Genomic DNA, 5,846 nt, shown 5'->3' with positions numbered 1-5,846 from the left:
AATGAGCGTTCACATTGGTCCGGAAATGGTGTTCACGTTGAATCGGAATTGGTGTTCATGATCGGCCGGAATATGCAGGCGAGCAGCAGGTATGATTTTACCCTGTCGCCACCTTTCAGCTTTATATCTTGACCTGTTTTAGCCAGCGCCCATAATTTGCGGCCGCCCTTGAGCGAACCTGCAGTTTCCAACTCAAAGCCGCCCACTTCTACTAGATCTTGATAAAAATTCAGCACCTCATGAGGCTGTACCACATTATATCGGCGAGAGACGACGGATAGAGGTTCCAGATTATCAGAGCGGTACAAAACTTTGCTGTCTGAATAAGGGCGAATATGGAGTGCATCGGAGGCGACGTTAAACATTACGTCACTCTGCTCGATAGTCCAATCCATCCCGGCAGCCTGTAGCCAGATATCCAAAGATTGCCGTGGCGGCAATATATTGCCAAGGCCATGCCAGGGGGTTTGGCCGGTGTAGGCTATGGTGTCGATCAGATGTGCCATGTGTAAAATCCCATTCATTGGTTAATTCAAGATGGGAATATAGGTTTAAAATTATTTTGAGTTTCTTTTTGTTAAAATCAAAAAACAAGAAAGGACTCCAAAAGAGTCCTGTTTGGGGTGCTTTTTTTTGCTATTGTAGCGGGAGTAGCAGAAGCGCACTTCGCTGGAGGTGTATTGTTGGAACTGATTGTTATTCTTTTAATCGTCTTTTTATTTCATTGGAAAATATTTCAAAAACATAATGGTTATTATACAGTTCCTCTTCAAGAGGAAAGGGTATGAATTCGTGCAATAAACGTTGACCTTCATAGTTCAACGTCAACTCGGCATAACTTAATTCATCAAAGTTTTTATAAAAATCTATTTTGTATCGATAAGGATCAATTGAGTAAAGTACTTTCCTTTTTAAGTAAATAGATTCGCGACTGAATCGTTGAACATTAATGGATTGTTCGATTATCCAAGATGGCCAAAACTCAGTGAGTGAGTTTATCTCACATAGACAGTTGTAAAGTGTCGATTTTGGTATATAAGGGATGCAATTACTTTTCATGAATGGTGTTAACAATGCTCTGATTTTATCTATTGGCGCGGCATGCAAGTCAGGGTATGAGCTATAAAGTGCATCCAGTGCCCTTTCAAGCTTATTTGGAAATGGGGTCATCATTGCTATTTTATCTTCCATTGAAAGTGTCTCAATACACTCCAAAACTTCTGCATAGGTTTGAATAGAAGAAAATGCATAAAGGATTGATGGTGTAGAAAACATGCTCTCATTGACGATTTTAAATGGGTCCTCAGAATGCTTCTCTAGCCAAAGGTCAGCACCGCCAAGCAAAAATGCTAATTTTGCGACATGTTCATATTCACGATGTTTTACATTAGAGATATCTAATTTTATCCTTAATGCTAGCGCTAGGTGGGTTAACGTATTTTGAAGTCGTCCGGCCGAGAAACTACTACCGCTATTTAAAATTAACAATGCACGTTCATAACTCTTTGTTAACTCGCCTTTGGCAATCAACGAGATAACAGCATTGAAGTCGTAACAAAATTGGATAATGGGTTTGTTTATTTTACCTTGTGGAGGCATGATATTATATCTTGATTGTTCTGAGATAGTATTAAGCACCACGTCAAGCTCATCTCTTGTTAAAGAGGATTTAGCTATTCGTATAACAACTTTGTCAAAAAATCCCATCAGTGTATCTGAAGTAAGATATGGTGTTTCAGAGTGTAATAAACATTTAAACAAAGAAAGGCAGTCGTCTTTCAGGTCTTCAAGAGTTTCCATAGGGTTAGTTGAAAAATCAATTTTTCTAGAAAGAAATAATGCGACTCTTGCCCCATACCAAAATGATTTTAGCTCATCTATTGTGGGGAATTTCTTAGAGGAAACAGAAATATTATCCTCGTGTAATTCCTGGCAGACTTTATCGATAGTGTGAAGACTGATGATGGACGTCTTTCCCTTATACCCCCGGAGAGTTTTTTTAAAGGTTGTACCAACGCCATGGATGAGGAATGACTTTTGTCTGCACATCCATGAGTTAATATTCTCTTCTGCGTGTTGCAGATATTCAGGAGTCAGCATGTACAACAGATGAGTCATCAAGCTATCTGCACGAAACTCATCTTTATCCGATGGTGAGTAGAAAATGGGTTTATTTTTATCGATGATAAGTGCGATTGCTTGTCTCATGAATGGCAATTGAACATCACGAAGAAAATACATATATAGCTGAGATCTTGATAAGTCAGAAAACATTTCAGCTTTATTGAAATGTAGCAACATTTGGTTCATGAAATCAAACATGACTTTTAGCCTATCTAACAGCATGAGCTGATCGGTGCTTTTCCCATTATTGTTCACAAGATGCTTAGCAAGGCCTCTGGTCATTTTTTCGACCATATCGGAAAGGGCATCAATGCTCTTTAATTCTTGAAGCTGATGTTGGCGGCCATCCCTCAATCCAAAAGCGTCATACATAAATGTAACGAACTCATCAAGGCTATGGCTATTTAGTCTTAGCTTATCTGTTGTTGGTTGTGACACCTTGTTTAAACCTCTGCATATGTACTGTGTTTGTAATTTTTTTCCGCTTCTTTACTTTCGTCCAGTCTGCAAAGAGAAAAGCAAGCCGCGCTACGGGTCAACCATACCATGGCCTGTTCCTATACAGAATTTCTTGTCGAGGAGTTTGAAAGGCTCTCCAGCTTTTAGCCATATCTCTGCACATTTTCGGCGTTTTCATTTTTCAGGAGGAGTTAGTCTGCCCTCAGTCCAAACCAAAGCGGAGATGAATCATGAACTTGCAAGAAGATGGTCACTACTGGGACCGTGAGACGTTACATCGAGTTGTGCGCATCAAGGAGCTAGCTCGCATCCTGGGGCTTTCACGTTCGACCATCTACAACAAACTTAACCCCAAATCCAAGTCCTATGACCCCGACTTTCCCAAGCCGTTGCGCTTGGGAAGTAGTTCAGTGGGGTGGTTGCTGTCATCAGTACATCAGTGGCTTACCTCACGCATCCAGTAGTTTCCCCCTGTATTAACGAAGGAGATCTTAAAATGTACGCAACCCCCATCAAGCTCAATCTGATTGGAGAATTTCCTGTTCATGTACTCGATGAACAGCTGCAAGACGTCATGCGTCAGATCCAACAGCAGACTCAAGCGCCCCTTGGTTTGATTGCCTCATCCGTACTCAGTGCGATGGGACTGGCTTGCCAAGATCTGGTGGATGTCAGTCCTAAAGCAGACCTTATTCACCCAGTCTCCCTGTTTATTATTACCAAGGCTGACTCGGGCGAACGAAAAACAGCGGTTGACGAGCTGGTGATGAAGCCTTTTCGCCAGTTGGAACTATTGGCAGAACAGCAATATCGTGATGCGTATGAACAATACACCATCGAGCTCAGTGTCTGGGAAGAAGAGCAAAAGGCATGTAAGAAGGCGTTGCATAAAGCCATTCTGGCGAAAGGAGATGCCTCGTCTGAAAAACAGGCATTACGAATGGTAGAGGCCGCCAAGCCTCCAGTTCCATCGAATAAGAAGTGGCTTCTGAATGATGTGACGAGTGCAGCCATCAAACATGCCATTAGCGCCTATGGTCACACCATTGGTGTCTTCTCGGATGAGTCCGCACATCTTTTTGCCAGTGATTTCATGCGCGAGACCTCTGTACTGAACTCTTTGTGGGGGGCAAAACCAATTTCGGCTATGCGAGTATCGACTCAGGGAGCGACAACGATCGGTGATTACCGATTTAGCCTTTCCCTGATGGTTCAGGGGCCGCTCTTTGAACGGTTTCTTGATCGTCAAGGCGAGCAGGCTCGCGAGTCTGGGTTTTTCGCTCGCTGTTTGTTGTCTGAGCCCCACTCAACCCAGGGATCACGATTTTTCTGTGATGAGTTGTCGCCAGGAGATGTCAATGCCACCTCTTTGAACGACTTCTACCACACGGTAGAAAAACTGCTTAAGGCATCTCAGATGCGCCGTGAATTGGGTAAGCCCAGAATGTGCTTAACACTGTCGCCAGAAGCCCGTGCGCGCTGGTTCGAAGCATCAAATTACGTTGAGAACAACATTGGTCCCTTCGGAGAATGGCGTGAGTACCGGGACTTTGCTTCTAAATTCATGGAGCATGCTTCAAGAATTGCCGCAGTCTTGCACTGCTTTACTAAACGTAGTCCAGTCATCTCTGACGTGAGCATGCATGCAGCAATAGTTATTGTTAACTGGTACTTCCAGCATTTCATCCAACAATTTAAAGAACGTACAGTTCCGAACGATATTCGCGAGGCGAATGAACTAGAACGTTGGCTGGAAATCAATCTGCATCGCAGCCAGAATGGTGCATTCAAGAAGAATGATATCCGCAAATTTGGTCCGAATTGCATCCGGAATAAAGTAAAATTGGAGCGAGCACTGAATGCACTTGTTAATCGCATGGCAGTGACCCAGCACCAATTTAATGGCACGAGTTATGTCAACTATTACCTGCCAGGGCAAAGACGGGCACTTGTGTAACTGCAGGTGCTTTAATACGTAGCATCTGACACATTTCATGTGTAGCTATAAAGGCGCTTATATAGCAATAAGCATATTTATAGCCAACGGAGATAATGTTAAGCGTCTACATAGCTAACAGTGACTCACAAAACCCACTCTTGGTTAGATGATAGCGTGAGTGCAGAGAAGGGGGGTAATAGACACTAACTATACAAATAAAAAATAACTCTTACAGAGCATTTGCACTGGTTAAACTAAGATGTGTTCGAACCTTTTCCTCAAAAATATTTCGTGCCATCGAGTCATTAATATTGGTTTTTAATGTTATTTATAGTTCGTCTAACTCAGTATTTAACAGAATAATAAATAACCACCTAACTGGTTATCCAATCATTCAGACTCACAGTCGACAATGATGGATCAGAGTACAGGCGTAATCAACAGGATGAAGCCTGTAACCAGATGTACGAGTAGGACATGATCACATGTCCTTACACTCCACCAAAACCAAGGATTAAATGAAGGGGTAAATATGCCTAAGTATGTTCGTAATAGTATCGATATTGATGCTATCCCTATACAGAAAGAACCAAGCAAAGCATTGCGTATGAATAATGCAATTCCAATAACAAGAGCGTTGCGTGAAATGCTTGTTCAATCTATTCATTATCAGGCGCTATTCAAATTCATCGACAAACTGGAACAGATGGATGCCCACCCTGCTCTATTTTCAGCTGAAATTCTGGGGTGGATTTACCCTCTAACTAAGGAGGGGAGAGAACTATCAGATATAGTCACGCTTGCTATGCAGGTATACAAGCATCAGGAATTTTTTAATTTGCATCCCAAGTTGGCTTGCTTGTGCAATTTCGTCGTCAAGCATCAACTTCATGAGATGATCATGGACGGTGGCACCAGCCAAGATGCGCAGGTCAATCTGAAATTCAGGTATCAACAGCTGATATCGGAATTGAAGTCTGAAGCTATGCAGGGGAAGTGCCATACCTTCATGAAGGGAGCGCAGAAGAATACAGCATCACTGCATCGCTACGTGAATCGGCTGTTTGGGCGCTATGCTCGTCTCCTCGTGCTACGGGTCGATTTGTACTACAAAACGGAGTTCTTGGACGCGCTTTCTATTGAGGAGATCATCAAGCACAAAAAAGCGCTGTTTAAAACCCGTCGTAAGGGGGCATTAGCTGCCAATTGGGTGGGGTATGCTTGTCGTTTGGAATTTGCACCTCTAACCAGGGCGGGAGCACACTTTGTTGATATTTTAACCAAAGAATAACTGAGCCCGATAGTCGTCATTCCAGCCGGCTCT

Annotated in this window: 4 protein-coding genes and 1 pseudogene; 3 read left to right on the top strand and 2 right to left on the bottom strand. The window is 42.8% G+C overall.

Features of this window, described 5'->3' with window-relative positions; genetic code table 11:
- Positions 1-77: 77 nt before the first annotated feature.
- Both PG892_RS21330 and PG892_RS21325 read right to left on the bottom strand, forming a co-directional pair.
- Positions 78-506 (bottom strand): annotated as a pseudogene (locus PG892_RS21330) (DUF932 domain-containing protein); the annotation flags it as partial.
- 190 nt (positions 507-696) lie between these two features.
- On the bottom strand, positions 697-2,562 hold the full coding sequence (locus tag PG892_RS21325; RefSeq protein ID WP_201964350.1) for a hypothetical protein: 1,866 nt from the start codon (positions 2,560-2,562) through the stop codon (positions 697-699).
- A 251-nt stretch (positions 2,563-2,813) separates the two neighbouring features.
- Between PG892_RS21325 and PG892_RS21320 the strand changes: the two genes are divergently transcribed.
- The 3 genes from PG892_RS21320 (at position 2,814) to PG892_RS21310 (ending at position 5,813) form a co-directional block, all read left to right on the top strand.
- Positions 2,814-3,047: a helix-turn-helix transcriptional regulator gene (locus tag PG892_RS21320; RefSeq protein WP_080689276.1), complete on the top strand. Its 234-nt coding sequence runs from the start codon at positions 2,814-2,816 to the stop codon at positions 3,045-3,047.
- Between the two features lie 32 nt (positions 3,048-3,079).
- Positions 3,080-4,540 (top strand): YfjI family protein, encoded by a 1,461-nt coding sequence (locus tag PG892_RS21315; RefSeq protein WP_257712310.1) that lies wholly within the window; start codon positions 3,080-3,082, stop codon positions 4,538-4,540.
- A gap of 514 nt (positions 4,541-5,054) precedes the next feature.
- Positions 5,055-5,813, top strand: a complete 759-nt coding sequence (locus PG892_RS21310) for a hypothetical protein (protein WP_270825819.1) — start codon at positions 5,055-5,057, stop codon at positions 5,811-5,813.
- Positions 5,814-5,846: the final 33 nt, after the last annotated feature.

Source organism: Aeromonas sp. QDB68, from assembly GCF_027707405.1.
GTDB classification, from domain to species: Bacteria; Pseudomonadota; Gammaproteobacteria; order Enterobacterales; family Aeromonadaceae; genus Aeromonas; species Aeromonas caviae.
The sequence above is the reverse complement of the archived record's forward strand: the minus strand, read 5'-3'. Positions and strand labels throughout refer to the sequence as shown.

Coding starts and splice junctions, on each gene's coding strand:
- PG892_RS21320 (WP_080689276.1), top strand. CDS start 2,814: ATGAACTTGCAAGAAGATGGTCACTACTGGGACCGTGAGACGTTACAT.
- PG892_RS21310 (WP_270825819.1), top strand. CDS start 5,055: ATGCCTAAGTATGTTCGTAATAGTATCGATATTGATGCTATCCCTATA.
- PG892_RS21315 (WP_257712310.1), top strand. CDS start 3,080: ATGTACGCAACCCCCATCAAGCTCAATCTGATTGGAGAATTTCCTGTT.